At 68.8% G+C, this 23,346-nt stretch carries 20 protein-coding genes; 10 read left to right on the top strand and 10 right to left on the bottom strand.

Annotated elements, in window-relative coordinates:
- Positions 1-50: 50 nt before the first annotated feature.
- The 3 genes from JYG32_RS15530 to JYG32_RS15520 all read left to right on the top strand — a co-directional run bounded on the left by JYG32_RS15530 (position 51) and on the right by JYG32_RS15520 (position 4,366).
- Complete coding sequence (locus tag JYG32_RS15530) at positions 51-1,625, top strand: DUF3138 family protein (RefSeq protein WP_174381852.1); 1,575 nt, start codon at positions 51-53, stop codon at positions 1,623-1,625.
- Positions 1,626-1,734: 109 nt separating this feature from the next.
- A complete protein-coding gene (locus tag JYG32_RS15525; RefSeq protein WP_213264013.1) occupies positions 1,735-3,039 on the top strand; it encodes an NAD(P)/FAD-dependent oxidoreductase in 1,305 nt (434 codons plus the stop codon).
- 25 nt (positions 3,040-3,064) lie between these two features.
- A complete protein-coding gene (locus JYG32_RS15520; protein ID WP_213264012.1) occupies positions 3,065-4,366 on the top strand; it encodes an NAD(P)/FAD-dependent oxidoreductase in 1,302 nt (433 codons plus the stop codon).
- An 81-nt stretch (positions 4,367-4,447) separates the two neighbouring features.
- On the opposite strand, the gene gor is transcribed toward JYG32_RS15520, so the two are convergent.
- From gor to JYG32_RS15500, 4 genes are all read right to left on the bottom strand, one after another.
- Positions 4,448-5,803, bottom strand: a complete 1,356-nt coding sequence (gene gor / locus JYG32_RS15515; protein ID WP_213264011.1) for a glutathione-disulfide reductase — start codon at positions 5,801-5,803, stop codon at positions 4,448-4,450.
- A gap of 244 nt (positions 5,804-6,047) precedes the next feature.
- On the bottom strand, positions 6,048-6,278 hold the full coding sequence (locus JYG32_RS15510; protein WP_174381863.1) for a hypothetical protein: 231 nt from the start codon (positions 6,276-6,278) through the stop codon (positions 6,048-6,050).
- Between the two features lie 376 nt (positions 6,279-6,654).
- Positions 6,655-7,776, bottom strand: coding sequence for a porin (locus tag JYG32_RS15505; RefSeq protein ID WP_048248353.1), 1,122 nt, complete (start codon positions 7,774-7,776; stop codon positions 6,655-6,657).
- A gap of 525 nt (positions 7,777-8,301) precedes the next feature.
- The gene (locus tag JYG32_RS15500; protein WP_213264010.1) at positions 8,302-9,024 is read right to left on the bottom strand and encodes a YoaK family protein; all 723 of its coding nucleotides are present in this window, start codon (positions 9,022-9,024) and stop codon (positions 8,302-8,304) included.
- A gap of 311 nt (positions 9,025-9,335) precedes the next feature.
- On the opposite strand from JYG32_RS15500, the gene JYG32_RS15495 reads away from it, so the two are divergent.
- A complete protein-coding gene (locus tag JYG32_RS15495; protein WP_213264009.1) occupies positions 9,336-9,674 on the top strand; it encodes a hypothetical protein in 339 nt (112 codons plus the stop codon).
- Between the two features lie 39 nt (positions 9,675-9,713).
- Here the strand turns inward: JYG32_RS15495 and JYG32_RS15490 are convergent, their stop codons facing one another.
- Both JYG32_RS15490 and JYG32_RS15485 read right to left on the bottom strand, forming a co-directional pair.
- A complete protein-coding gene (locus JYG32_RS15490) occupies positions 9,714-10,241 on the bottom strand; it encodes a chromate transporter (RefSeq protein WP_174381858.1) in 528 nt (175 codons plus the stop codon).
- Positions 10,238-10,864 (bottom strand): chromate transporter, encoded by a 627-nt coding sequence (locus JYG32_RS15485; protein WP_213264008.1) that lies wholly within the window; start codon positions 10,862-10,864, stop codon positions 10,238-10,240. The genes JYG32_RS15490 and JYG32_RS15485 overlap by 4 nt, the downstream gene beginning before the upstream one ends.
- A 96-nt stretch (positions 10,865-10,960) precedes the next feature.
- On the opposite strand from JYG32_RS15485, the gene JYG32_RS15480 reads away from it, so the two are divergent.
- The 6 genes from JYG32_RS15480 to JYG32_RS15455 all read left to right on the top strand — a co-directional run bounded on the left by JYG32_RS15480 (position 10,961) and on the right by JYG32_RS15455 (position 17,531).
- Positions 10,961-11,845 carry a transcriptional regulator GcvA gene (locus JYG32_RS15480; RefSeq protein WP_213264007.1) on the top strand — a complete coding sequence of 295 codons (885 nt, stop codon included), beginning with the start codon at positions 10,961-10,963 and terminating at the stop codon, positions 11,843-11,845.
- A gap of 881 nt (positions 11,846-12,726) precedes the next feature.
- Complete coding sequence (locus JYG32_RS15475; RefSeq protein ID WP_174381861.1) at positions 12,727-13,233, top strand: Csu type fimbrial protein; 507 nt, start codon at positions 12,727-12,729, stop codon at positions 13,231-13,233.
- 96 nt (positions 13,234-13,329) lie between these two features.
- Positions 13,330-14,082, top strand: coding sequence for a fimbrial biogenesis chaperone (locus JYG32_RS15470; protein ID WP_213264006.1), 753 nt, complete (start codon positions 13,330-13,332; stop codon positions 14,080-14,082).
- A gap of 37 nt (positions 14,083-14,119) precedes the next feature.
- Complete coding sequence (locus tag JYG32_RS15465) at positions 14,120-16,411, top strand: fimbria/pilus outer membrane usher protein (RefSeq protein WP_249744556.1); 2,292 nt, start codon at positions 14,120-14,122, stop codon at positions 16,409-16,411.
- A complete protein-coding gene (locus JYG32_RS15460; RefSeq protein WP_213264005.1) occupies positions 16,408-16,914 on the top strand; it encodes a Csu type fimbrial protein in 507 nt (168 codons plus the stop codon). Before JYG32_RS15465 ends, JYG32_RS15460 begins: the two co-directional genes overlap by 4 nt.
- Before the next feature lie 149 nt (positions 16,915-17,063).
- Entirely contained in the window at positions 17,064-17,531 is a 468-nt protein-coding gene (locus JYG32_RS15455) for a hypothetical protein (protein ID WP_249744555.1), read from the top strand.
- Positions 17,532-17,576: 45 nt separating this feature from the next.
- On the opposite strand, the gene JYG32_RS15450 is transcribed toward JYG32_RS15455, so the two are convergent.
- The 4 genes from JYG32_RS15450 to JYG32_RS15435 form a co-directional block, all read right to left on the bottom strand.
- Positions 17,577-18,884, bottom strand: coding sequence for a solute carrier family 23 protein (locus tag JYG32_RS15450; protein ID WP_213264003.1), 1,308 nt, complete (start codon positions 18,882-18,884; stop codon positions 17,577-17,579).
- A 303-nt stretch (positions 18,885-19,187) separates the two neighbouring features.
- Complete coding sequence (flgL, locus tag JYG32_RS15445) at positions 19,188-20,423, bottom strand: flagellar hook-associated protein FlgL (protein ID WP_213264002.1); 1,236 nt, start codon at positions 20,421-20,423, stop codon at positions 19,188-19,190.
- A gap of 17 nt (positions 20,424-20,440) precedes the next feature.
- Complete coding sequence (gene flgK / locus JYG32_RS15440; RefSeq protein WP_213264001.1) at positions 20,441-22,372, bottom strand: flagellar hook-associated protein FlgK; 1,932 nt, start codon at positions 22,370-22,372, stop codon at positions 20,441-20,443.
- 194 nt (positions 22,373-22,566) lie between these two features.
- Positions 22,567-23,322 (bottom strand): flagellar brake protein, encoded by a 756-nt coding sequence (locus JYG32_RS15435; RefSeq protein ID WP_174383102.1) that lies wholly within the window; start codon positions 23,320-23,322, stop codon positions 22,567-22,569.
- Positions 23,323-23,346: the final 24 nt, after the last annotated feature.

The raw sequence follows: 23,346 nt of genomic DNA, 5'->3' as shown, positions 1-23,346 counted from the left end.
GCGCGCGAACCGATCGCACTTTGACTGGCGCACGACAAGGAGAATCCGCAATGAAGAAGAAACTGATCTGCCTGCTGGTGGCCGGCGCGTTGCCGGGCATCGCGCTGGCCGACTCGACATCCGCCGAGATCAAGGCGCTGCAGGCGCAGGTCGCGGCGCTGCAGAAACAGATGAAGGCCATGCAGGCGCAGCTCGCCGCGAAGCCGGGCGGCGCCGCGGTCGCGCAGGCCGGTGCGAAGGCCGGCGCGGCGCCGGTTGCGGTGGCCGTCGATCCGGGCTCGCCGGATTACGGCAAGGCGCAGGCCACGCTGACCAACGACGAGGTCGGCGAAATGAAGCAGCAGATCGCGAACCAGCAGCTGAAGGTCGACTCGCTGACCGACGCGGCCAACACGGGCCCGCTCGCCGGCCTGTCGGTGACGGGCTACATCGATCCGACCTACATCTACAACCGCGCGGCCGGCACGTCGTCGTTCCTGTTCGCGAACCACGAGAGCGCGTACAACTACTTCAACAGCACGTTCGGCGACCTCTACCTCGACATCAAGAAGACCTTCGGCGTCGGCCCGATGGCGCCGTCGGCCGAGATCACGCTGATGCCGAACCGCGGCAACGGCATCACGCTGCTGCAGAACTCGCGCGGCAACATCGGCAACAACATCCTGAACACGGCGGTCGTCAACGTGCCGATCACGGCCGAGACGACGCTCGTCGCCGGCCTGATCCCGAGCTTCGGCGGCTACGAGGTGCAGCAGTCGAACCAGATGCTCACGCTCACGCACAACCTGCTGTACGACTTCTCCGATCCGGGCAGCTACATCGGTGCCGGCGCGAACTACACGAAGGGCAACTGGGCGTGGAAGTTCTTCCTCGGCAACGAACAGTACCGCACCTACGGTTCGGTCACGCAGACCGGCACCAATGCGCTCGGCGACCCGATCACGACCAGCAACAAGGTGCCGACCTTCACCGCGCGCGCCGACTACACGTGGTCGAGCGCGCTCGACATCGGCGGCTCGTTCAACATCGGGCGGCAGACGCTCGCGAGCGCGATCGATTCGAACGGCGTCGTGCACTACGGCCCGGGCGGCAACGCGCCGAGCGCGTATGGCTCGTTCTTCTTCGGCGAACTCGACGCGACCTACACGCTCGCGGACGTGCAATACAACGCGGAAGTCGACTACGGCCGACAGGATCATGCGGCGTTCAACGGCGGGCTCGCGCAGTGGTACGGGCTGTCGCTGCTCGCGCACCGCAAGTTCAACGCGCCGGTGGTCGGCCGCATGGGCGTGACGCTGCGCTACGATGCGCTCGTCAACAGCAAGAACGGCGGCGGCGGCGGCGGCATCGCGCTGAACGGCAACGGGATGGATCCGAGCAACGGCTTCGGCGTCGATTCGGACTGCCTCGCGACGTCGAAGGCCGGCGGTGGCCTCGGCTTCGAGTGCAAGGGCGCGATCCGTCAGGACGTCGCGCTCGACCTGCTGTTCTATCCGACCCAGCAGATCACCGTGAAGGTCGAATACCGGCACGACTGGGCGAACAACAAGGTGTTCCTGCGCAACGATGGTTCGTACGGCAAGTCCAACGACCTGCTCGCGACGCAGTTCATCTATTCGTTCTGACGCAGCACACGCGGGACGCCGTGCCGCGCGCACGGCGTCCCGTGCCGTTTTCTGGGGCGGCTGCCGGCAGGTCGCGTGCCGTGGCAGCCTTTTCGAGGGAGTCGGTTTCATGACGCAGTCTTTCACCCGCCGCGCCGATGCGCTCGCGCGCGACTCGTACTACGAAGCGACGGTCACGCGGCCCGTGGTCGACGACACGATGCTCGACGATGCAATCGACGTCGACGTCTGCGTGATCGGCGCCGGCTTCGCGGGCTTGTCGACGGCGCTCGACTGCCGCGCGCGCGGGCTGTCCGTCGCGGTGATCGATGCGCACCGGCCCGGCTGGGGCGCGTCGGGCCGCAACGGCGGCCAGGCGATCACCGGCTTCGCGAAGGACGAGGAAATCGAGCGGCAGCTCGGCGCCGACGGCGCGCGCGCCGCGTGGTCGCTGTCGCTCGACGGCGTCGCGCTGATCGCCGAGCGGATCGCTCGCTACGGGATCGACTGCGACTTCACGCGCGGCTACCTGACGGTCGCGACGAAGCCGCGCCGCATCGACGACCTGCGCGCGTGGATGAACGCCGCGACCTCGCGCTGGGGCCACCCGTCGCTCGCGTGGCTCGACACCGGAGAAATCCGCGCGCGCATTGCATCGACGCGTTACCTGGCCGGCGTGCACGATCCGCTGTCGGGCCACCTGCATCCGCTCAAGTATTGCCTCGGCCTCGCCGATGCCGCGCGCCGCGAAGGCGTCGCACTGTATGCGCACACGCCCGCGCTCGACATCGTGCGCGGCGCGCGGCCCGTCGTGCGCACGCCGTCGGGCGAGGTGCGCTGCCGCTTCGTCGTGTCGTGCTGCAACGCGGGCCCGGGCGGCGTGCTGCCGGCCGCGACCGCCGCGCGTATTGCGCCGATCGCGTCGTACATCATCGCGACCGAGCCGCTCGGCCAGGCACGCGCCGACGCGCTGATCGCGCGGCGCGAAGCCGTGTGCGACAACAACTTCTTCCTCGACTACTTCCGGCTATCGGCCGACCACCGGATGCTGTTCGGCGGCCGCGCGAATTCGGCCGGCGCGTCGCCCGCCACGCTCGCCGAAACGATCCGGCAACGGATGGTCGGCGTGTTCCCGCAGCTCGGCGACGTGCGCGTCGAGCACGCGTGGGGCGGCTTCGTCGACGTCACGCGCAACCGCGCGCCGGACTTCGGCACGCTCGATCCGAACTTCTTCTACGTCCAGGGCTTCAGCGGGCACGGCGTCGCGCTCACCGGCATCGCCGGACGCGCGATCGCCGGCGCGATCGCGGGCGACACGCGCGCGTTCGACCTGTTCGCGCGCGTGCGTCACCGGCGCTTCCCCGGCGGCGACGCATGGCGGCAACCCGCGCTCGAACTCGGGATGCTGTACCACCGCGTGCGCGAGCTGTTCTGAGCCCTCTTTCTCCCTTTTCCCGACCATGCAGACATTCGCCAACCAGCCGCACGTCGCGTCCTACTACGCGGCGACCGCCAACGATACGACCCGCCACGCGCCGCTCGCCGGCGCGACCGACGCCGACGTGTGCGTGATCGGTGCGGGCCTCACGGGCCTGTCCGCCGCGCTCAACCTCGCCGAGCGCGGCCATTCGGTGATCGTGCTCGAAGCGTCGCGGGTCGGATGGGCGGCGAGCGGCCGCAACGGCGGACAGTTGATCGGCGGCTTTGCATGCGACATCGACACGTTCGGGCAATTCATGCCGGAAGGCGACGTGAAGCGCATCTGGGACATGGGGCTCGAAACGCTGTCGCTCGTGAAGTCGCGCATCGCGCAGCACGACATCGACTGCGCGCTGGTGCCCGGCTACCTAACCGCCGCGAACACCGAGCGCGACGCGGATGCGCTCAAGCGCTGGCGCGACGAAGCCGCGAAGCGCTTCGGCTACGACCGCTTCCATTTCGTCGAAGCCGACGAACTCGGCGACTACGTGCAGTCCGCCCGCTATTGCGGCGGCCTGTACGACCCGGACAGCGGCCACCTGCATCCGCTCAACTACACGCTCGGTCTCGCCCGTGCGGCGACCGGCGCGGGCGTGCGCATCCACGAGGACAGTTGTGTGACGCACGTGCGCGACGTCGCGGGCGGCCACGTCGTCGAGACGAGCGGCGGTAACGTACGCGCGCGCTTCGTCGTGCTCGCGTGCAATACCTATGTCGGCACGCTCGCGCCCGCGCTGTCGAAGAAGATCATGCCGGTCGGCACCTACGTGATCGCGACGGAACCGCTCGGCAAAGCGCGCGCCGCCGCGCTGATGCCCGCGCGCGCGGCGATCTGCGACAGCCGCTTCGTGCTCGACTATTTCCGGCCGGCGCCCGACACGCGGCTCGTGTGGGGCGGCAAGGTCAGCTATTCGACGCGGCAGCCGCGCGATCTCGCGGCCGCGATGCGCGCGGACATGCTGAAGACGTTCCCGCAGCTCGCGGACGTGAAGGTCGACTACGCATGGGGCGGCTTCGTCGACATCACGATGAACCGCGCGCCGCACTTCGGCCGCATCGCGCCGACGATGTACTTCGCGCAGGGATTTTCGGGGCACGGCGTGAACACGACCGCGCTCGCGGGCAAGCTGATCGCCGAGGCGATCGACGGACAGGCGAGCCGCTTCGACCTGTTCGACAAGATCCGGCATCGCGATTTCCCGGGCGGCGAGGCGCTGCGCACGCCGGCGCTGGTGCTCGCGATGAGCTGGTATCGGATGCTCGACGCGTTCGGCGTGCATTGAGGCGCACCGCGGCGCACCGATGAAAAACGGCCACGCCGACGCGCGGCCGACCCTTGCGCCACCCGTGCGGGTGCGCCGCCGCTAGTCGGCCAGCTTCTGCCGCATCGTCACGAACTCCTCGGCCGCGGTCGGATGGATGCCGATCGTGTCGTCGAACTGCGCCTTCGTCGCGCCCGCGCGAATCGCGATCGCGACCCCCTGGATGATCTCGCCCGCGTCGCGGCCGACCATGTGCGCGCCGATCACGCGCTGGCTGTCGCGCGCGACGACGAGCTTCATCATCGTGCGCTCGTCGCGACCCGACAGCGTATGGCGCAGCGCCTTGAACGACGTACGGTAGATGTCGACGTCGCCGTGCGCGCGACGGGCATCGGCCTCGGTGAGGCCGACCGTCGCGACCTCGGGCTGGCTGAACACGGCCGACGGCACCCATTCGTGATCGGCCGCGACGCGCGACCCGCCGAACAGCGTACGCGCGAGCAGCGCGCCGTCGCGCGTCGCCACCGGCGTGAGCTGCGGTCGCGACGTGACGTCGCCGATTGCATGGATCGACGCGACCGACGTCGCCGAATACGCATCGACGGCAATCGCGCCGCGTGCGTCGAGCAGCACGCCCGCCTGTTCGAGCCCGAGCCCGTCGACATTCGGCACGCGGCCGGTCGCATAGAGCACCGCGTCGTACGGCCCGTGCCGCGCATCGCCGACGCGCACGCTCAGCGTGCCGTCGTCCGCGCGGGAAATCGATTCGACCACCGCGCGCGAATGAATCGCCACACCCTGCTTCGTCATCTCGTCGGTCAGGAATTGACGCACGTCGTCGTCGAAGCCGCGCAGGATCTTCTCGCCGCGATAGAACAGGTCGACGTGACTGCCGAAGCCGTTGAAGATGCCCGCGAACTCGACCGCGATATAACCTCCGCCGACTACCGCGATGCGCTTGGGGCACGTCGCGAGCGACAGCGCCTCGCGCGACGTGATCGCATGCTCGATGCCTGGCCGCCGCGGCAGCGACGGACGCGAGCCGGTCGCGATCGCGATGTGCCGCGCACGGATCGTGCGTGCGCCGATCGCGACGGTGTGCGCATCGACGAGCGTCGCGCGCCCCGCGTACATCTCGACGCCCGATTGCCGCAGCAGGTTGATGTAGATGTCGCTCAGCCGATTGATCTCGCGATCCTTCGCGGCGATCAGCGCGGGCCAGTCGAGCGTGCCGGCACCGAAGGTCCAGCCGAAGCCTTTCGCGTCGTCGACTTCGTGCGGGTAGTGCGACGCGTAGACGAGCAGCTTCTTCGGGATGCAGCCGCGCAGCACGCAGGTGCCGCCGATCTGCTCTTGTTCCGCTATGCCGACGCGCGCGCCGTATGACGCCGACATCCGCGCGAGCCTCACGCCGCCCGAGCCGGCCCCGATGACGAACAGGTCGTAGTCGAAATCCATCGCATTGCCTCATCGCAGTTCGGATGACGGCACGATAGCAAGATTCCGGAATTCGTGCGGGGCACGGCGCCGCATGCCGCGCGCCCCATAAAAAACGGCGAGAAGCGTCGCCTCTCGCCGGTCAAACCAGCTGCCGGGTGTGTCATGCGTCACCGATCGACCGCATGCCCGACCTGCCGGCCGCGCGGCACCGGTCCGCCCGGGCGCGCGAAGTGCGCGCCCGCGGCCGGACCAGCCGCCATGCTCAGGCCTGCGACGTGTCGCTGCCGTCCGTCGCCTGCGTATCGTCTGCCTGCTGCTCGGGCTGGTCTTCCTTCTTCTTCTCGAGCATGCCTTCGATCGCCTCGGCACCCTTGAAGCCGGCGACGGCCGCTGCCGCCTTGGTCAGCAGGCCCGCATCCGGATCCAGCTTTTCCGCGCCTTCGACTGCCGCCACTGCGCCGGCGATTTCACCCACGGTGTTCAGGATACCCATCGTCATCCCCTTTTCAAGAAATCGTGAGGCGGATCGTCCCACGAAAAAAAACCGGCAGACCGTGTTTGTCATCACCGGATACACAAATTACGCACCAGGCCGGCCGCGCTCACCGAACGCCGCCGGAACGACACACGCGCGTGCACGGCGGCACGCAGCGGGCGATGCACGCAGCGTAGCGGAAAGCCTGCGCGCGTACTGTAAAAGTATGTTCTGGAATGCCGACGGATCGCTTACGGCGCGGGGATTCCGTGATGAAGCGATTGCCGAATAGTCGTGTGCGCGTATGAACGCCGCATGACCAAAAAAAGAGGCGCCTTCCGGCGCCTCTTCGATGCGTGCCGGACGAATGCCGGCAAGTGCGTTCCGACGTTCGTCAGAAGATATTGCGCAGGCCGATCGCGATGCCCGTCTGGTTGCTGCGCCCCGGCAGCTCGACGTTCGCCGCGCCGTTCGTCTTGTTGAAGTCGACGGTGCCGTAGACTTCGGTGCGCTTGCTCAGCGCGTACTCGGCGATGCCGACGACCGCGTAGCGGTTGCCGCTCGCGAGCGTGCCGTTCGCGGTCATCGCATTGCGCATGTGGTCGTAGTAGAACGCGCCCGTCAGCGTCAGCGGCGTGCTGACCTGCCAGCTCACGCCCGCGAACGGACCGTCGTCGATCCGGCCCGTGCCCTTCGCGACCGGAATCGTCTGCTGCGCGAGCAGGCTGTCGACGAAGCCCGTGTCGTCCTTCGAGCGCAGGTAGCCCGCGTAGACCTTCGCCTTGCTGAACGCGTACACGACGTTCGCGTGATAGATGGTCTGCTTGCGCGCCGAGTTGTCGCTGTTCTGCTGCGCGCCGGCCGCGATGCTGAGCGGGCCCATCACGTACGACAGCGACACGCCCCACGCATTGCCCTTGCCGAGCGAGCCCGGGATCTGGCCCGAGAAGCCGCCGGCGCCGGTCGATTCGTAGTTGGTGCCCGTCGAGTACATCGCCTTCGCGGTCAGGCCCGCGAACTTGCCCGTGTACTTGATCTGGTTGTCCGCATACAGGCCGCCGCCGAGTGCGACCGGCAGCCACGCATTTTCGAGGTAGTTGCCGACCGTCAGCGGATCGTAGGTATCCGACAGCAGGTCGAACAGCGGCGTCTTCTGGCGGCCGAGGGTCACCGTGCCGTACGGGCTCTGCAGGCCGACGTAGGCCGCGCGGTTGAACAGGCGGCCGCTGTCGGCGAATGCGCCGTTCTGCAGGTTCACGCCGCTTTCGAGGTTGAACACGGCCTTCAGGCCGCTGCCGAGGTCTTCCGTGCCGTAGATGCCGAAGCGGCTGTTGGTGATCGCGCCGTTGGTCATCGACAGCAGGCCGTCGTTCTTGGCGTTCGCGTTGGTCAGGTAACGAACGCTGACGTCGGCGACGCCCCAGAGCGTGACCGAGCTTTGTGCGGCCGCGTACTGGCTGGCGAATGCGAGCGCGGCGCCCCCTGCGATGGCTGCGAGTCGGGTGGTCTGCTTCATGAGCTTTCCTTTTTGTAGGTGTCTCCGTTCATTGCCGGCCGCGTGCGCAGCCGGGTGGCGATCGCACACGTTCTTGGCGCGCACGATGTGGTCTGAATCATATGACGAGTGCAATCGCTGAAAGAAATTGAAATACGTGGTAATCGCGCGATTGTCGCCCGGGAACAACGTTTCCCGTGCCGGGCTTGCCTCGCGCGCCGGCGGGACGGTTCGCGACGGGACCGGCGCGTGCGCGCGGTGCTGTAAGGATCGGCGAGGGTGCGGCGCGGTAAAGGGCGTATCGCGGCGGGAGGGTTGGTGCGGCCGGCGCAACCGGCTCGCGTCCGGGTGCGCCGGTGAATCGGTGGATCGGTGGATCGGTGAATCGGTGGATCGGTGGATCGGTGGATCGGTGGATCAGCGCTTCGGCGGATCGGCGGATCGGCGGATCGGTGAATTGATGAAGCGGTGACGTAGTGATACGGCGATTAGGTCAATCCGAAACGCGGCGCCAACCGCTGCCGCATGAAGCGCGCCGTCAGGTCTTCAGGCCGTTTGCGCCGCCCCGCCGTCGCCGTTGTCGCCACCTCCGCCGTTCCCCGCGCGACGCCACGCGCGCCGCACGATCTCCGCGAACGCGCCCGCAAGCAGCAGCACGGCACCCCACAGCGCGACGTCCGGCACGAGCCGCGTCACGAGGCCGCCGGCCACCGCGCCGGCCAGGAAGCAGAAGCTGATCGTCGCGAGCAGTGCCGAATCATGCAGCGCACCCGCGTCGTAGCGCGGGATCAGCCCGACGAACAGCTTCTGCGCGGCGCGCCGCAGGTTGCCGGTCGTCATCACCGACGTGTACGACAGTTCCTCGAGATGGGTGAACGACAGCGTCTGCAGCGTCGCGACGAACGAGATGCCCGGAATCAGCCACGCGCTCGACGCGCCGACGAGGCCGCTCGCGGCGACGCCGAGAAACGCGATCTCGACGATCAGGCTCGCGAACGCCGTGTGCCGCATCCAGCCGCGCTGCGCGACGAGGCCGAGCAGGTGCGCGACGAACACCGCGATCACGAAGCCGACGAGCGGCGGCACGTGATGCAGCGCGGCGGCCCATTCGCCGGCCGACAGGTTGATGCCGAGCAGCGCGACGTTGCCGGTCATCGTGTTCGCGAACACGTGGCCATGGCCGACGTACGTGTACGCGTCGAGGTAGCCGCCGGACAGCGTCAGCAACGCGGCGACAGTGAGATTGCGGCTGGCGCCGTCGAGATCCATCGATCCTCCGGTGGTGCGCGCCGCCCGGCCGCGCGCGGCGGGCGGTGCGAAATTCAGGCGAAATTCAGGCGAAATTCAGTCCTGCCGGCCGGCGCGGGACGCCGCCGGCACTGCGCGGCCGCGCATCGCCGCGTGCCGCGCGCCAATATAATGCTCGCCGTCGGGATGCCGGTTCCCGCCGCGCACCGCAGGCGGCCGGAACGTGTCGACAAGGTGCGTTTCACCGCCGATGAGCCGGCCGAGTATACCGGCCCGGCCGCGGCCCGCCGATGACCCGGCCGCCGCCCCGCGCCTCTTCACCGAGCCTTCGAATGACACTCGCGAAGTTTTTCCTGCGCTACACCGTGATCCCGTTCGCCGCGATCGTGCTGGTGGCCGTCTGGGCGTTCAACCGCGAATCGGGCGAGATCGATGCGCGCCAGTATGCGGCGCTGGTGGCCGCCTATCCGTCGTTCACGCCGAAGCTGAAGCACGAGGTGGCCGACGCATTGCGCGGCGGCAGGCTCGCGAAGGCCGACTTCGGGACGATCATGCGCGATGCGCTCGACGCGGGTTACGTGGTCGATTGGCCGACCGTGACGGACGATGTCGGCAGCGAGCGCGGCCGGCTGCTCGGTATCGTGAACAGCGACCTGCCCGCGTCGCAGTAGCCTGCGGTCGCAGCCGGCAACGGCCGGCTGCACGGCAACTCACTGCCCGAAGCCCGTGAGCCCGATCAGTGCGCCGCCCGCGAGCAGCCACAGCGGATGGATGCGCGTGCGCCACGCGAGCACCGCGCACGCGGCCGTGATGCCCCACTGGATCGCCGTGCGGTTCGACGCCGCGGAGATCAGCACCGCGCTCGCAGCGACGAGCCCGGCCGTGACGGGCATCATCCCCTGCTGCACGTAGCGGCGCCACGGCCGATCGCGAAAGCGCTCCCACGCATGCAGCGCGAGCACGGTGACGATCGACGACGGACCGAACTTCGCGAGCGACGCGACGAGCAGCCCGGCCCAGCCGGCCACGTGCCAGCCGACCAGCGACACGATCATCATGTTCGGCCCGGGCGCCGCCTGGGCCAGCGCGAACAACGCGGTGAACTCGTGCGCGCTCATCCAGTGATGCACGTCGACGACCTGCCGCTGCATCTCGGGCAGGATCGTGTTGCCGCCGCCGAACGCGAGCAGCGACAACTGGCTGAAAATCGTCGCGATCGCGACCAGCGTGTCGTTCATGGCCGGCCTCCCGGCTGCGTATCGCGTACCGAAGCCTGCGCCGACTGCGGCGTGCCCGCGTCGCGGCGCCGCGACGCGAACCAGACGCTGACGGGCGTCAGCACGAGCATCGTGGTCAGCAGCGGGATGCGCAGCACCGCGATCGCGACGAACGCGAGCGCCGCGATACCGGCCGCCGCGCGCGCATGCCGCAGCGGCTTCGCGACCTTCACGGCCATCGCGACGAGCAGCCCGGCGGCCGCGGCGGCGAGCCCCGCGAACAGGTGCTGCACGTGCGGATCGTTCTGCGTCTTCGCGTACAGCACGCCGAGTGCGACGACGACCAGCGTCGGGCCTGCGATCAGCCCGAGAATGCCGGCGAACGCGCCGGCGACGCCGCGAAAGCGCATGCCGACGGCGACCGACAGGTTGATCACGTTGCCGCCCGGCAGGAACTGGCACAGGCCGAGCAGATCGGTGAATTCGTCGGCGGAGAGCCACTTGCGCTCGTCGACGATCGTGCGCCGCGCGAACGGCAGCGCGCCGCCGAACGACATGAGGCCGAGCGACAGGAAACCGGTGAACAGCTCGGCGAGACCGACGCTGCGGGGCGACGCAGCAGGCGGCGGGGAAACGGATTGCATGGGGATCCTCATTAAACGGTCAGCCGAGGTTACCGCCGTTCCCGATCCCGGCAAAACGATTTTATCGGCGCGCCCTTGTGATCTAGAATCACAAGCATGGCACGCGATCTCCCGCCCTTTTCCGCGCTTCGGGCCTTTGAAGCCGCGGCACGACATGAAAGCTTCAGCGCCGCCGGCGACGAGCTGCATGTGACTCACGGTGCCATCAGCCGGCAGATCGCCGCGTTCGAGGCGTGGCTCGGCAAGCCGGTGTTCCACCGCTACGGCAAGCGCGTGAAGCTCACCGACGAAGGCCGCCGTTACCTGGACACCGTGCGCGCGGCGTTCGACAGCATCGCGCACGCGACCGAGCAGTTGCGCAACACCGGCGCGGCGCGCGTGCTGCGCATCAATGCGCTGCCGACCTTCGCGATGAAATGGCTGCTGCCGCGCCTGTCGCGGTTCCAGCGCGACGTGCCGAACGTCGAGCTGAAGCTGTCGACGTCGAACGCGCCGCTCGACGCGCTCGACGGCTTCGATGTCGCGATCCGCCGCGGCCCCGGCCACTGGCCGAACTGCACGAGCGGCCACTTCCTCGACGAAAGCGTGATTCCGGTCTGCAGCCCGGCGCTGCTCAAGCGCGCGCCGATCGCGCGCGCGGACGACCTCGCCCGGCACGTGCTGCTTCATTCGGATACGCGGCCGGAAGGCTGGCGCGACTGGTTCGCGGCGGCCGGCGTCGTGATGAAGGGGCGCAAGCGGCAGTCGTTCGACCACTTCTACCTGGCGCTGCAGGCGGCCGTCGACGGGCTCGGCGTCGCGCTCGGCCCGCTGCCGCTGATCGACGACGAGCTCGCGAGCGGCCGGCTCGTGATGCCGCTGCCCGGCCCGCGCATCGCGACGCGCAGCTACTGGTGGATCGCGCCGCGCGCGCCGGCCGACGATCCGCTCGTCGCGCAGTTCTGCGCATGGCTGGAAGCGCAGTCGAATGCGAACGCATGACGCGCCGCGCACCCGACACCTGATCGAAACGGCAGCGATGCGCCGCCGCCCCTCCCCGCACGTGTTGCAAGGCTGAAACCATTCCGGACGCGTCGCATCCGTTTCCCCAGCGGAATCGCCGTCGCGCCGCACCGGCGATCCCCCGTCAGTCCGGCCGTTCCGCACCGGGCACGGCGCGCCGCCGACCGGCTCTGCCGCCGCACGTTTCACGCCTGAAACATTGCCGCGTCCGACACGTTGCACGGCTGCAAGCAGCGACCGCTCAGCCCCTGTCCGCGCGGCAATCCGCGCGCTGGCCCGCTGCTTGCTCATGCAGCCGTGCAGACAACGACGACTGCACGGGCGAGCGGCTCGATGCAGGCGACAAATATTCATCAAGCAGGTCGGGGAAATCATGTCGAAAATCATATCGGCCGTCACACGGCTGCTGTCTCGCCTCACTGTTCCTATCACTGCTCCTGTGACGCATCGGCTGATGCCGGCGGCGCGACTTCGCGCCGTCGACGCCCGATGCGCCGACACGGTCCGCACCGTCATCCGACGTCACGACGCCTCGATTCGATAGGCGACCCCGGGAAGCCCCTGCCGGGCGCATGCGCGCCACGACGACGATCCGCGCCGTTCGCGCGGGCATTGCCGCGGGCGGCGACGGCTGCGGGATGTCGTACGCCCCGCAGCGCCGAGGCCAGACCTCCCGAGCCCCAGGCGCCACGCCGGTCCGGCCGGCGCATACCGACACGAAGGAGGTGCCCACCCAGCAAACGACCCGATTCCGACCCAGCCAGAAGACCCATTGCGCATCCGGACGATCGAGATTCCGTCCCGAACGACCCTCTCGTCGCACCGGCCGCACATTCCAGCTTTCAAGGGAGAAACCCATCATGACGCAATCCTTACTGACCAAGGCGGCGTTTGCCGCATCGCTCGCTTGCGCGGCCGTCTCGGCATCGGCTGGGCAAGCCAGCTCGACGTTCGGCGTGTCCGCCACCGTCAACGCAACCTGCCTGATCGACTCGGCGAGCGCGCTGACCTTCCCCGCCTACACGCCGGGCACCGGCGATCAGACGGCGCAGTCGGCGGTCACGGTCCGCTGTACGAACGGCACGAATTTCAACATCGGACTGAATGCGGGCACCACGTCCGGCGCGACGGTGGCCAACCGCATCATGACGAGCGGCTCGAACCAGCTCAACTACACGCTGTACCAGGATTCGAACCGCACGGTCGTCTGGGGCAACACGCCGCCGACCGACACCGTCAACGGCACGGGCGCAGGCATGGCGATGGCCCAGGCGATCACCAAGACCGTCTACGGCAAGGTCCCCGATCAGCCCAATGCGGTGCCGGGCAACTACGCCGATACGGTGACGGTCACCGTGACGTTTTAGTGCCGCACGGGGGCCCGCCGCATCCCGCATGCACGGGCCCTCCCGACCGGCGGCCGCCGCGCGTGGCGAAGCGAATCCCTTGGAGGTGGATCTGTCATGAAACAGAACGTGTGCAAACTCGCGACCTGGATCGCGGCCGTGACGCTCGCCGCCGCATGCGTCGACAGCCAGGCAACCGACTTCACCGTGTCTCCCGTTCGCGTCGAGCTATCCGCGGCGCAACGGAGCGTCGCGCTCATGGTCAGGAACGAGTCGTCCGACGAACCCGTGGTCGTCCAACTGCGCACCGTTGCGTGGTCGCAGAACGCGGGCGACGACGTCTACGCGTCCACCGGCGACCTGATTGCGGCCCCGCCCATCTTCACGATCGCGCCCGGCGGTTCGCAGGTCGTGCGCATCGGCCTGCGGCACGCGCCAGCCTCGGATCAGGAAACCGGCTACCGGCTCTATCTGCAAGAGATTCCGCGCGCACCGAAGCCGGGCTTCGCCGGCGTGCAGATCGCGCTGGAAATGAGCCTGCCGATCTTCGTCAAGCCGGCCACCGAAACCGCCGCGCGGCTGCGCTGGGCAGCGGAGCCGCGTCCGGGCGGCACGGGCGGGCTCGCGCTGCGCGTAACCAACGACGGCACCGCGCATGCGCAGGTGGCGAACCTCGCGCTGTTCGCGCCGGGCAGCGATCGTCCCGTCGCCACGCATGCGGAATTCGCCTACGTCCTGCCGGGCCAGTCGCGGGAACTGATGTTCAAGCCCGGCGCAGGAACCGCGCCGGCCGTTGCTTCCGGGTTGCATCTGGTCGGCTACTCCGATGCGGGCGACATCGATTCGACGATCGCGCCGAACGCCCGCTAAGGCGGCGCTTCTGATCGCGATCCTCACGAGCACGCAGATGACACTCGCGGAAGAACGCCTCGTCGCAACACCGGCGGCACCGGCGGCACAAGCCGCGCACGGCGCTGCGGGCGGCCCGGCCGAGCTGCTGTATCAGATCGACATCAACCGGCAGGGGCTCGACGAAACGGCGTTGCTGATCAAGGCTGCCGACGGCGAATTCTACGTGTCGGCCGACGACCTGAAACGCTGGCGGCTCAGGCTGCCGGACGTCGCGCCGCTGGCCGGCAACGACGCGCCGTTCTACCGGCTGAAAGCGATCGCGGGGCTCGCGTACACGGTCGACGAGCAAAACCTGACGATGGCGATCAGCGTCCCGGCCCAGGCATTCGTCGGCGCGACCTTCGACGAGACCGACAGGCACCGCGCGAGCGCGGTCGAGCCCGGCATCGGCGGCTTCTTCAACTACGACCTGCTCGCGGAGCAGGCCGCGGGCCAGACGCACGGCTCGGGCCTGTTCGAGCTCGGCTTCTTCAACCGCTTCGGCGTCGGCGTCGGCACGTTCCTCGCGGACGAGTCGGGCCCGACCCGGCGGCTGACGCGCCTCGAAACCACGTGGACGACCGATCGGCCCGGCAAGCTCGCGAGCCTGCGCGTCGGCGACGCGATCAGCCGCCCCGGCATGTGGGGCCGCGCGATCCGCTTCGGCGGCATTCAGTACGCGACCAATTTCGCGACGCAGCCCGGGCTCGTCACGATTCCGCTCCAGGGCGTGAGCGGGCAGGCCGTGCTGCCGTCGACCGTCGACGTCTACGTCAACAACGCGCTCACGTCGACGCGCGACGTCGCGCCCGGCCCGTTCGCGATCAACAACGTGCCCGTGGTGACCGGCCAGGGCGACGTGCGGGTCGTGGTGCGCGACGTCATGGGCCGCGAGCAGGTGATCACCCAATCGTTCTACGCGAGCGCGAATCTCCTCAAGAAAGGCATGCAGGACTTCTCGTACGAGGTCGGCAAGGAGCGGCGGGATTTCGGCCTGGCGAGCAACAACTACGGGCGATGGTTCGCCAGCGCGACGCACCGGATCGGCGTGACCGACCGGTTCACCGGCGAGATCCACGCCGAAGCCGAAGCGTCCCGGCAGAACCTCGGCGTCGGCGGCGTGGTGCTGGCCGGGCCGCTCGGCGTCGTCAATGCGTCCGCGGCGGCGAGCCGCAGCGCCGACGGCCCGGGCGCCCTCGCGACGATCGGTGTCGAGAGCCAGTCCGGCCTCGTCGACATCGGCGCGCACGCGCAATGGGCCACGCCGCATTTCGCCCAGATCGGGCTCGAACCGGGCACGCTCGCGCCGAAGCTGCTGACGAGCTTCAACATCGGCGTCGGGATGGGCCGCTTCGGCTCGCTCGGCCTCGCGCACGTGTTCGTCGACGATCGCGGCGGCTACAAGGTTCAGCTGCTGTCGCTCAGCTACAGCGTTCAGCTCGGGCGCTTCGGCTTCGCCAACGTCAGCGTCAGCAAGCCGCTGGGCGGCTCGGGCGCGACGACCGTCGGCGTCGCATGGACGATACCGATCGACAACCGCACGAGCGCGTCCGTCACGATGACGCACCAGCAGGGCGCCACCGACATGCTCGCGCAAGTGCAGCGCAGCCTGCCGGTCGGCGAAGGATTCGGCTACTCGCTGCAGGCCGGCAACAACACGCAGGATGCGAGCGCGACGCTGCAAACGCGCACCGGCACCTACAGCGTCGAGGCCGCGGCCTATCGCGGCCGGGCCGGCGTACGCGCCAACGCGGCGGGCGGCATCGCGTTCGTCGACGGCACCGCACGGCTGTCGCGGCAGATCACGGACAGCTTCGCGCTCGTCAAGGTGCCTGGCTTCGCCAACGTCGGCATCCTCGCGGACAACCAGCTCGTCGCGCACACCGACGCCAACGGCGTCGCGCTGCTGCCGCGGCTGCGCGCGTACGAAAGCAATCCGATCTCGATCGAGCAGGCCGACCTGCCGTTCGACGCGAAGATCGGCACGCTGAAGCTCGACGCAGTGCCCTATTTCCGCAGCGGCATGGCGCTCGAGTTTCCGGTCTCGCGCTCGCGCGGTGCGGTGCTCACGCTCGATCTCGAGAACGGCGCTCACTTGCCGGCAGGCGCGATCGTCACGGTTGCCGGGCAGAAGGAAGCCTTCCCGGTCGGCCACGACGGCGTCGTCTATCTCACCGGACTGTCGGAGCAGAACCGCCTGCGCGCGACGTGGCGCGACCAGCAATGCGACCTGACCGTCCGCTTTCCCGCCGGCGACGATCCGCTGCCGGACCTGGGCACCCATCTTTGCAAGGGAGTCACACCATGAGACATTGCAAGCATGCCGGGCGGCGTGACCGGCCGACGCCCCTGCGCGCCGCCGCGACGGTGCTCGCGGCCGGCGCGGCCGTGCTGGCCTCGCTGCCCGCGCTCGCGGCGACGACCTGCACGATGAATGTGCCGTCGTCGATGGTGTTCGGCACGTACGACACGCTCAATGCCGCCACCTCCGCGATCACGATCTCGGTCAACTGCAGCGGCAACGGCAACCCCTCGCCGGCGGTGACGGCGAGCGCGGGCGGCGGTACCTTCGCCAATCGCCTGATGACGAGGACCGGCGGCACGCAGACGCTGGGCTACAACCTGTATCTCGACAGCGCGCACACGTCGATCTGGGGTGACGGCACGAGCGGCACGTCGGTGATTTCGTGGGGCAAGATCAACGGCGCCGGAACCGTCAACGCAACCGTGTACGGGCTGATCCGCGGTGGCCAGAACGTCGTGCCGGGCGGATACGCGGACCCGCACATCACGATCACCATCAACTACTAGCACCACGGACTCAGACAACGGGGCAGATCATGAATCGAACCGAGACAGCGAGCGCCGCCGCATCGCGGTGCAGCCCATGCGGACGGACCCGCGCGGCGTCTGTCGCACCGCAGCGGGCCGCCCGCCGCGCGCGAAGGCTGTTTGCCGCGATGGCAGCGCTATCGATCGCGCTGCTCGGCGCCGCGCCAGGCCAGACCGATGCGAAGCAGGCCAACCGGTCGCTGCAGGTCGGCGCAACGGTCCAGGCGTATGCGCGGATCAAGGCGACCAGTCCGGCCCAGCTCGTGATCGCGAACAAGGACACGAGCATCGGCTACCTGAACGTGCCGAACGTCAACAACGCCACGGGGACGACGCTTGCGGTCCAGACCAACGACCGGGCCGGTTACACGGTGCTGGTGCAGGTTGCCGCCGCCAGCCAGGCGCAGTTCAGCTCGATCGAGATCAGCGGAATCGGCAGCAAGGTCGTGCTTCCGCCGACGGGCGGCAAGATCGCCGTGCCGTATACGGCGCTCAACACGACCTTCACGGTGACCTATCGCTTCGTGTTCGCGCGGAAGGCGAAGGACGGGACCTTCGCATGGCCGATTACGTTTTCGGTGCAGCCCAACCCGTGACGTCCGACGATCGCCGGGGCCCGCGGCCATGATCCGCGCGGCGGCTCACAGCACCGGGCCCGGCTCCTTTTCCCGGCGCAGGATCGCGTACAGGATGATCGCGCCGAACGTCGCGGTGCCGATCCCGCCGAGCCCGAAGCCGCCGATCTTCAGCGAGAAGTCGCCGGCGCCGAGCACGAGCGTGACGGCCGCGACGATCAGGTTGCGGTTGTCGGAGAAGTCGACCTTGTTGACGACCCAGATTCGCGCGCCCGTGACCGCGATCAGCCCGAACACGACGATCGACACGCCGCCGAGCACGGGGCCCGGGATCGTCTGGATCACCGCGCCGAATTTCGGCGAGAAGCCGAGCCCGATCGCGATCAGCGCGGCGACCGCGAACACCAGCGTCGAGTAGATCCGCGTGACGGCCATCACGCCGATGTTCTCCGCGTACGTCGTGACGCCCGTGCCGCCGACGCTGCCCGACACGATCGTCGCCAGGCCGTCGCCGATGAACGCGCGGCCGACGTAGCGGTCGAGGTTTTGCCCCGTCATCGCGCTGACGGCCTTGATGTGGCCGAGGTTCTCCGCGACGAGGATCACCGCGATCGGCGCGAGCATCAGCATCGCGTGCGGGTCGAACACCGGCGCGCGGAACGCCGGCACGCCGAACCATGCGGCATGCCCGACGATCGCGAAGTCGATCGGCTTGCCGAGGCCCATCCCGTTGGTCGCGATCGCGTAGATCGCGTACGCGATTGCAAGCCCTACGAGGATCAGGAGGCGCTGCATCATCCCGCGCGCGAACACCGCGACGCCGCCGACGCAGAGCACCGTGACGAGCGCCATCACCGAATCGAAGGTCGACGCCGATACGCCCTTGACCGCGATCGGCGCGAGGTTCAGCCCGATCACCGCGACGACCGCGCCGGTGACGACGGGCGGCATCAGCGTCTCGATCCAGCGCGTGCCGATCACCTGCACCAGCGCGCCGAGCGCGACATACACGACGCCGCACGCGACGATCCCGCCGAGCGCGACCGGGATGTTCGGGTTCGGGCCGCTGCCGCCGTAGCCCGTCACCGCGATCACGAGGCCGATGAACGCGAAGCTCGAGCCGAGGTAGCTCGGCACGCGGCCGCCGACCAGCGCGAAGAACAGCAGCGTGCCGATGCCCGACATGAAGATGCACAGGTTCGGGTCGAAGCCCATCAGCAGCGGCGCGAGCACGGTCGAGCCGAACATCGCGACGACGTGCTGCACGCCCATCGCGACCATCTGCGGCCACGGCAGGCGCTCGTCGGGGCCGACCACGCGCGACGCCGCGCCGGTCGATTGCACCCGCCAGCGCGGGAAGTAGGAATCGGACATGGGGAAGGGGCTCCTGTCGGTCTGTCGCCGGCTGCGGAGGGCGCGCCGGTCTGGAATCTGGCGCGAGTTTACGGAGCGCGAATAAGGCTGGCAAGCGGCCTGACACGCGGGGCTGACGAGCGGGACTGACAAGCGGGACTGACAAGCGGGGCCGACAGGCGCGGGACGCGGCTTGCCGCATGCGCGAACCGGTGCGCGGCCACGCGGCCCGGTGAAGCGGCCGTCCGTGCGTTGCGCGCGGGCGGCGGATGGCGCCGGCGGCGATGCAAGCGTGTGCTCACATCGCCGCCGGCGCCCCGTGCATCAAGGATTGATGTACTGGAACAGCGACAGGTTCTGAAGCTGCGCGTAAGCCTTCTGCGAGCCGGACAGCGCGTTCTGCATCTGCAGGAACTGGCTGATCGTCGTCACCATGTTGGTGCTCGTCAGGTCGGCCAGGTTGCTGCTGACCTGCAGCGTGTTGGTCTGGTTCACGGTCTGCATCGCCTTGATTTCCTGCTCGCGGCCGCCGACCGACGCCTGCACGGTGAGGACGTTCGTCATCATGTTGTTCAGCTTCGTCGTGCCGGTGGTCATCGCGTTCGCGAGCGCGGCCGCGGAAGTCGTGTTGCTGCTGATCGGCACCTTCAGCGCGGCGATCATCGTGTCGAGCGCCGCGAACACGTCGGTACCGGCCTTCGGCGCGGGCGTGACCGTGAACGTGTCGCCGGGCGCGGGCGTTCCCGACACCGGCACCGACAGGCCGTTGCCGAGCGCGATCCCCGCGCCGGCCGAATACGGCTGCGCGGCGGTCGTGGTCGGCGGCACGGCCGAGTTGTCGGTGACCGTATAGGTCGGCGCGGCCGCCGTGCCGCCGAACGTGATCGCGAACTGGTGCGCGTTGGTCGCGGCCGACGGGCTCGTGATCGACACCGCGCCGATCGTGCCGGTGCCCGTGTTGGTCGCGCCGGCGAGCGGCACCGGCTGGCTGCCGAGCATCGGCACCGACAGGAACACGTTCGCGCCGTTGTCGCCCTGCGAGATCGCACGCGTGTCGGCGATCTGCACCTGGCGCGTGCCCGTATCGCCGCTGTACGTCACGCCGCCGCCCGGCGCATTCGAGAACGGCGCCGTGGTCGACTGGAAGCCCGAGAACAGGTAATTGCCCGAGCCGTCCGTCGAGTTCGCGAGCGTCAGCAGCTGGTCGCGATAGCCCTGCAGTTGCGTCGACAGCGCCGAGCGGTCGCTGTCGGACATCGAGCCGTCGCCGGCCTGGATCACGACCGTATGAATGCTGTTCAGCAGGTTGTTGACGCTGATGAGCGTCTGGTCTTCCTTCTGCAGCGACGACAGCGCGGCGTTCTGGTTCGACGCGTACTGCGACAGCGTCGCCGACGTCATCGACAGCTGCACGGCCTGCGCCGCGCCGAGCGGGTTGTCGGCCGGCGTCGCGAGGCTCACGCCGCTCGAGATCTGCTGGTACAGCTGCGAGAGCTGCGCCTGCTGGTCGCTCATCTGAGCGACGTTCATCTGGTAGAACTGGGTGGTGGAAATCCGCATCGCTTCGATCCCCGAAATCAGTTGAACAGGCCGAGCACGGTCTGGAACAGCGTCGACGCCGTCTGGATCACCTTCGCGTTCGCCTGGTAGAGCTGCTGGTACTGCATCAGGTTGGCCGCTTCCTCGTTCTGGTTCACGCCCGACACCGACTGCTGCGCGGACGTGATCTGGCCGACCAGCGCGGTCTGCGCGGCGCTCGACGACTTCAGCTGGCTCGTCGTGTTGCCGATGCTGTTCACGTAGTTCGCGTACGCGCCGGTCAGCGTGGTCGAGCCGTTGGCGAACGACTTCGAGTTGACGAGCTTCGACAGCGCGAGCGCGTTGCTGCCGTCGTTCGTGCCGCCCGTGTTCGGCGCGACCTTGAACGTGTCGCCCACCGCCGGCGTGCCCGATACCGTCACCGTGACGCCGGCCGTCAGCGTGATCGGCGAGCCGGACTGGTACGGCTGCGCGGCGGTGGTCGTCGGCGGCACGGCCGTGTTGTCGGTGACCGTGTAGGACGGCGCGGCCGACGTCCCGCCCATCGTGATCGTGTAATTGTGCGCATTGGCCGCGGCCGTTGCGCTCGTGACCGACAGAGCGCCGATCGTCCCGGTGCCCGTGTTCGTCGTGGTGGCCGACGGTACGTACGGCGCCGCCGCCGCGATCGCCGAGCCGTTCGACGTCGCGAGGCCGAAGCCGTTCAGCGCGCCGCGCGTCGGCTGCACGGTGAACTTGTCGCCGGCGCTCATCGAGCCGGACGAGAACGAGAAGTTCAGCCCGCCGATCGAAGCCGGCATCGACGTCGACGAGCCGACCACCGTGCCGCTCGCGCGGTCGGTCAGCGTGTAGTTCGCGCCGTCGTACGACAGCGTGTAGTCGCTCGTGGTCGGCTGCGATGCGTTCGCGAACGACACGGACAGCGCCGCGTTGCCGGTGTTGCCCTGGTTCGCGTAGGTGATCGGCGAGCCGGTCGTGAACAGGTTGCCGCCGACATTGCCCGACAGGTCGATGCCGAGCGCGTTCTGCGCGTTGACCTGCGCGGCGAAGCTGGTCGCGATCGCGCCGAGCTGCGCCTGCGCGGGGTCGAGCGTCTGGCTGCGGAACGCGAGCAGGCCGCCGAGCGTGCCGCCCGACAGCGATGCGTCCGACAGGTACTGGTTCGGCCCCTGCGGGTTCGCGCCGGCGATCCCCTGCGACACGACGGTCAGCTCGCTCGGATCGGACGGCGACGCGACGGTCGCGAGCTGGTAGCTCTTGTTCGCGACGACGAGCGGCGTGCCGCCCGCGAGAAACACGCTGTAGCCGTCGCTGTTGCGCACGACCTGCACGCCCGCGAGGTTCGACAGGTTCGACACCGCGAGGTCGCGCTGGTCCATCAGCTGGTTCGGCGGCTGGCCCTGGCTGCTCGCGGACGCGATCTGCTGGTTGAGCTGCGCGATCTGCGCGGTGTACGCGTTGATCTGCGTGACGGTGCTCGTCAGCTGCGTGTTCACGCTCTGGCGCAGCGCGTCGTACTGCTGGCCGGCCGCGGTGATCTGGTTCGCGAGCGTCTGCGCATTGCTCATCGCGGTCTGTCGCACCGACGAGTCGGACGCGCTGTTCGCGACGTTCTGCAGCCCGGTGAAGTAGCTCGTGATCGCGGTCGAGATGCCGGCCGTCGGGCTGCCGACGTAGTTGTTCAACTGCGTGACGAGCGAATACCACGTCGACAGCGCGCCGCCCTGCGTCTGCGCGCCGTTCAACTGGTCGCTCAGGTACTGGCTGTACTGCCGCTGCACGGTGACGGTGCTGACGCCCTGCGGCATGTAGCCGCTGCTCGTGTACTGGCCGCTCGCCTCGGCATAGACCGGTCGTTCGACCGAATAGCCCGGCGTCGCGGCGTTGCTGATGTTCTGGCCGGTCGTCGTGAGGCCCCAGAGCGCGGCATTCAGGCCGCTGACGCCGAGGTTCATGAGTGTGTTGGACATGCGCGATCCTGATGAGCCGGCCGCGCTGCGGCCGCCGGGTTGCGTGACTCCCGGTATAACGGCCGCGGATCGAAAAAATTGAGGGAAAAATGCACGCGCGGCGCGCGCTCGTGCGTCGCGGGTCGAAGCGTCCGGCGGGCGGGGCCGGCCGTGGTACGCGGGCGGCCCGTGCGAGGCCGGCGACCGCGTGTGCGTCAGGCCCGCGCGAGCGAGCGGCGCTTCATCTCGAGCTGCGTGATCAGCCGCTGCAGCGTGTTCTCGGCGCTGCCCGGCAGCGACATGTAGCGGAAGCCGAGCTGGTAGCGCCGCGACCCGTTCGGCATCTGCGTCGAGCGCTGCGACACGAGCTGCAGGTCGAGCGACAGCTTGCCGTGGCCGGTCAGCTCGAGTTCGACGTCGGGCAGCAGCGTGCCGACCTCGAGCGCCTCGACGCGTTCGTCGGCCGTGCGCAGCCCCACGCCGCCGAGCGACAGGTTGTGCACCTCGAACAGGAAGCTCTCGCCGTCCGGCAGCTTGCCGCGGCACAGGAACGGATCGACGATCGGCGCATCGACGCGGAAATATTCACGGCGCTGGATGCACATCAGCACTTCGGGGAAATCGGCGACGAACGCGGGCAGCCCCTCGTAGCGCGTCTCGCGCGGCGTGCCCGTGGTGAATTCGACGCGCACGCCCTCCGGCGAGGCCGCGAACGTGCAGTGCGACGCGCCGAGGATGCCGGCGTTCTGCTCGGACAGCGCCCCCCAGTCGAACGTGAACGTCCGCGCGCCGACGTCGACCTCGAGCAGGCGCGTGACGAGCTGGCCGCCCGGATACTGGACGGTCAGGAAATCGCCGCGGTTCACGAGGTTGCGCAGTTGCACGCCAATTTCCAGCGGATTGCGGCGGGCATAGTCGGGCCCGGAGTGACCTGCATCCAGGCTGGGGTCGGTCGACGTTTCGATATTCATGGCTAGCCGGTCTTTCTTGTCATG

It is taken from the genome of Burkholderia pyrrocinia, from assembly GCF_018417535.1.
GTDB lineage: Bacteria > Pseudomonadota > Gammaproteobacteria > Burkholderiales > Burkholderiaceae > Burkholderia > Burkholderia pyrrocinia_E.
Note: the sequence above shows the minus strand (reverse complement) of the source record. Positions and strands in the feature narration are given on the sequence as shown.

Bases quoted from the DNA above. Each gene is read 5' to 3' on its own strand.
- JYG32_RS15505 (WP_048248353.1), bottom strand. From the start codon at position 7,776: ATGAAGCAGACCACCCGACTCGCAGCCATCGCAGGGGGCGCCGCGCTC.
- JYG32_RS15455 (WP_249744555.1), top strand. From the start codon at position 17,064: ATGGCAGCGCTATCGATCGCGCTGCTCGGCGCCGCGCCAGGCCAGACC.
- flgK (WP_213264001.1), bottom strand. From the start codon at position 22,372: ATGTCCAACACACTCATGAACCTCGGCGTCAGCGGCCTGAATGCCGCG.
- JYG32_RS15460 (WP_213264005.1), top strand. From the start codon at position 16,408: ATGAGACATTGCAAGCATGCCGGGCGGCGTGACCGGCCGACGCCCCTG.
- JYG32_RS15510 (WP_174381863.1), bottom strand. From the start codon at position 6,278: ATGGGTATCCTGAACACCGTGGGTGAAATCGCCGGCGCAGTGGCGGCA.
- JYG32_RS15475 (WP_174381861.1), top strand. From the start codon at position 12,727: ATGACGCAATCCTTACTGACCAAGGCGGCGTTTGCCGCATCGCTCGCT.
- JYG32_RS15530 (WP_174381852.1), top strand. From the start codon at position 51: ATGAAGAAGAAACTGATCTGCCTGCTGGTGGCCGGCGCGTTGCCGGGC.
- flgL (WP_213264002.1), bottom strand. From the start codon at position 20,423: ATGCGGATTTCCACCACCCAGTTCTACCAGATGAACGTCGCTCAGATG.
- JYG32_RS15480 (WP_213264007.1), top strand. From the start codon at position 10,961: ATGGCACGCGATCTCCCGCCCTTTTCCGCGCTTCGGGCCTTTGAAGCC.
- JYG32_RS15470 (WP_213264006.1), top strand. From the start codon at position 13,330: ATGAAACAGAACGTGTGCAAACTCGCGACCTGGATCGCGGCCGTGACG.
- JYG32_RS15525 (WP_213264013.1), top strand. From the start codon at position 1,735: ATGACGCAGTCTTTCACCCGCCGCGCCGATGCGCTCGCGCGCGACTCG.
- JYG32_RS15490 (WP_174381858.1), bottom strand. From the start codon at position 10,241: ATGAACGACACGCTGGTCGCGATCGCGACGATTTTCAGCCAGTTGTCG.
- JYG32_RS15520 (WP_213264012.1), top strand. From the start codon at position 3,065: ATGCAGACATTCGCCAACCAGCCGCACGTCGCGTCCTACTACGCGGCG.
- JYG32_RS15465 (WP_249744556.1), top strand. From the start codon at position 14,120: ATGACACTCGCGGAAGAACGCCTCGTCGCAACACCGGCGGCACCGGCG.
- JYG32_RS15485 (WP_213264008.1), bottom strand. From the start codon at position 10,864: ATGCAATCCGTTTCCCCGCCGCCTGCTGCGTCGCCCCGCAGCGTCGGT.
- JYG32_RS15435 (WP_174383102.1), bottom strand. From the start codon at position 23,322: ATGAATATCGAAACGTCGACCGACCCCAGCCTGGATGCAGGTCACTCC.
- gor (WP_213264011.1), bottom strand. From the start codon at position 5,803: ATGGATTTCGACTACGACCTGTTCGTCATCGGGGCCGGCTCGGGCGGC.
- JYG32_RS15450 (WP_213264003.1), bottom strand. From the start codon at position 18,884: ATGTCCGATTCCTACTTCCCGCGCTGGCGGGTGCAATCGACCGGCGCG.
- JYG32_RS15495 (WP_213264009.1), top strand. From the start codon at position 9,336: ATGACACTCGCGAAGTTTTTCCTGCGCTACACCGTGATCCCGTTCGCC.
- JYG32_RS15500 (WP_213264010.1), bottom strand. From the start codon at position 9,024: ATGGATCTCGACGGCGCCAGCCGCAATCTCACTGTCGCCGCGTTGCTG.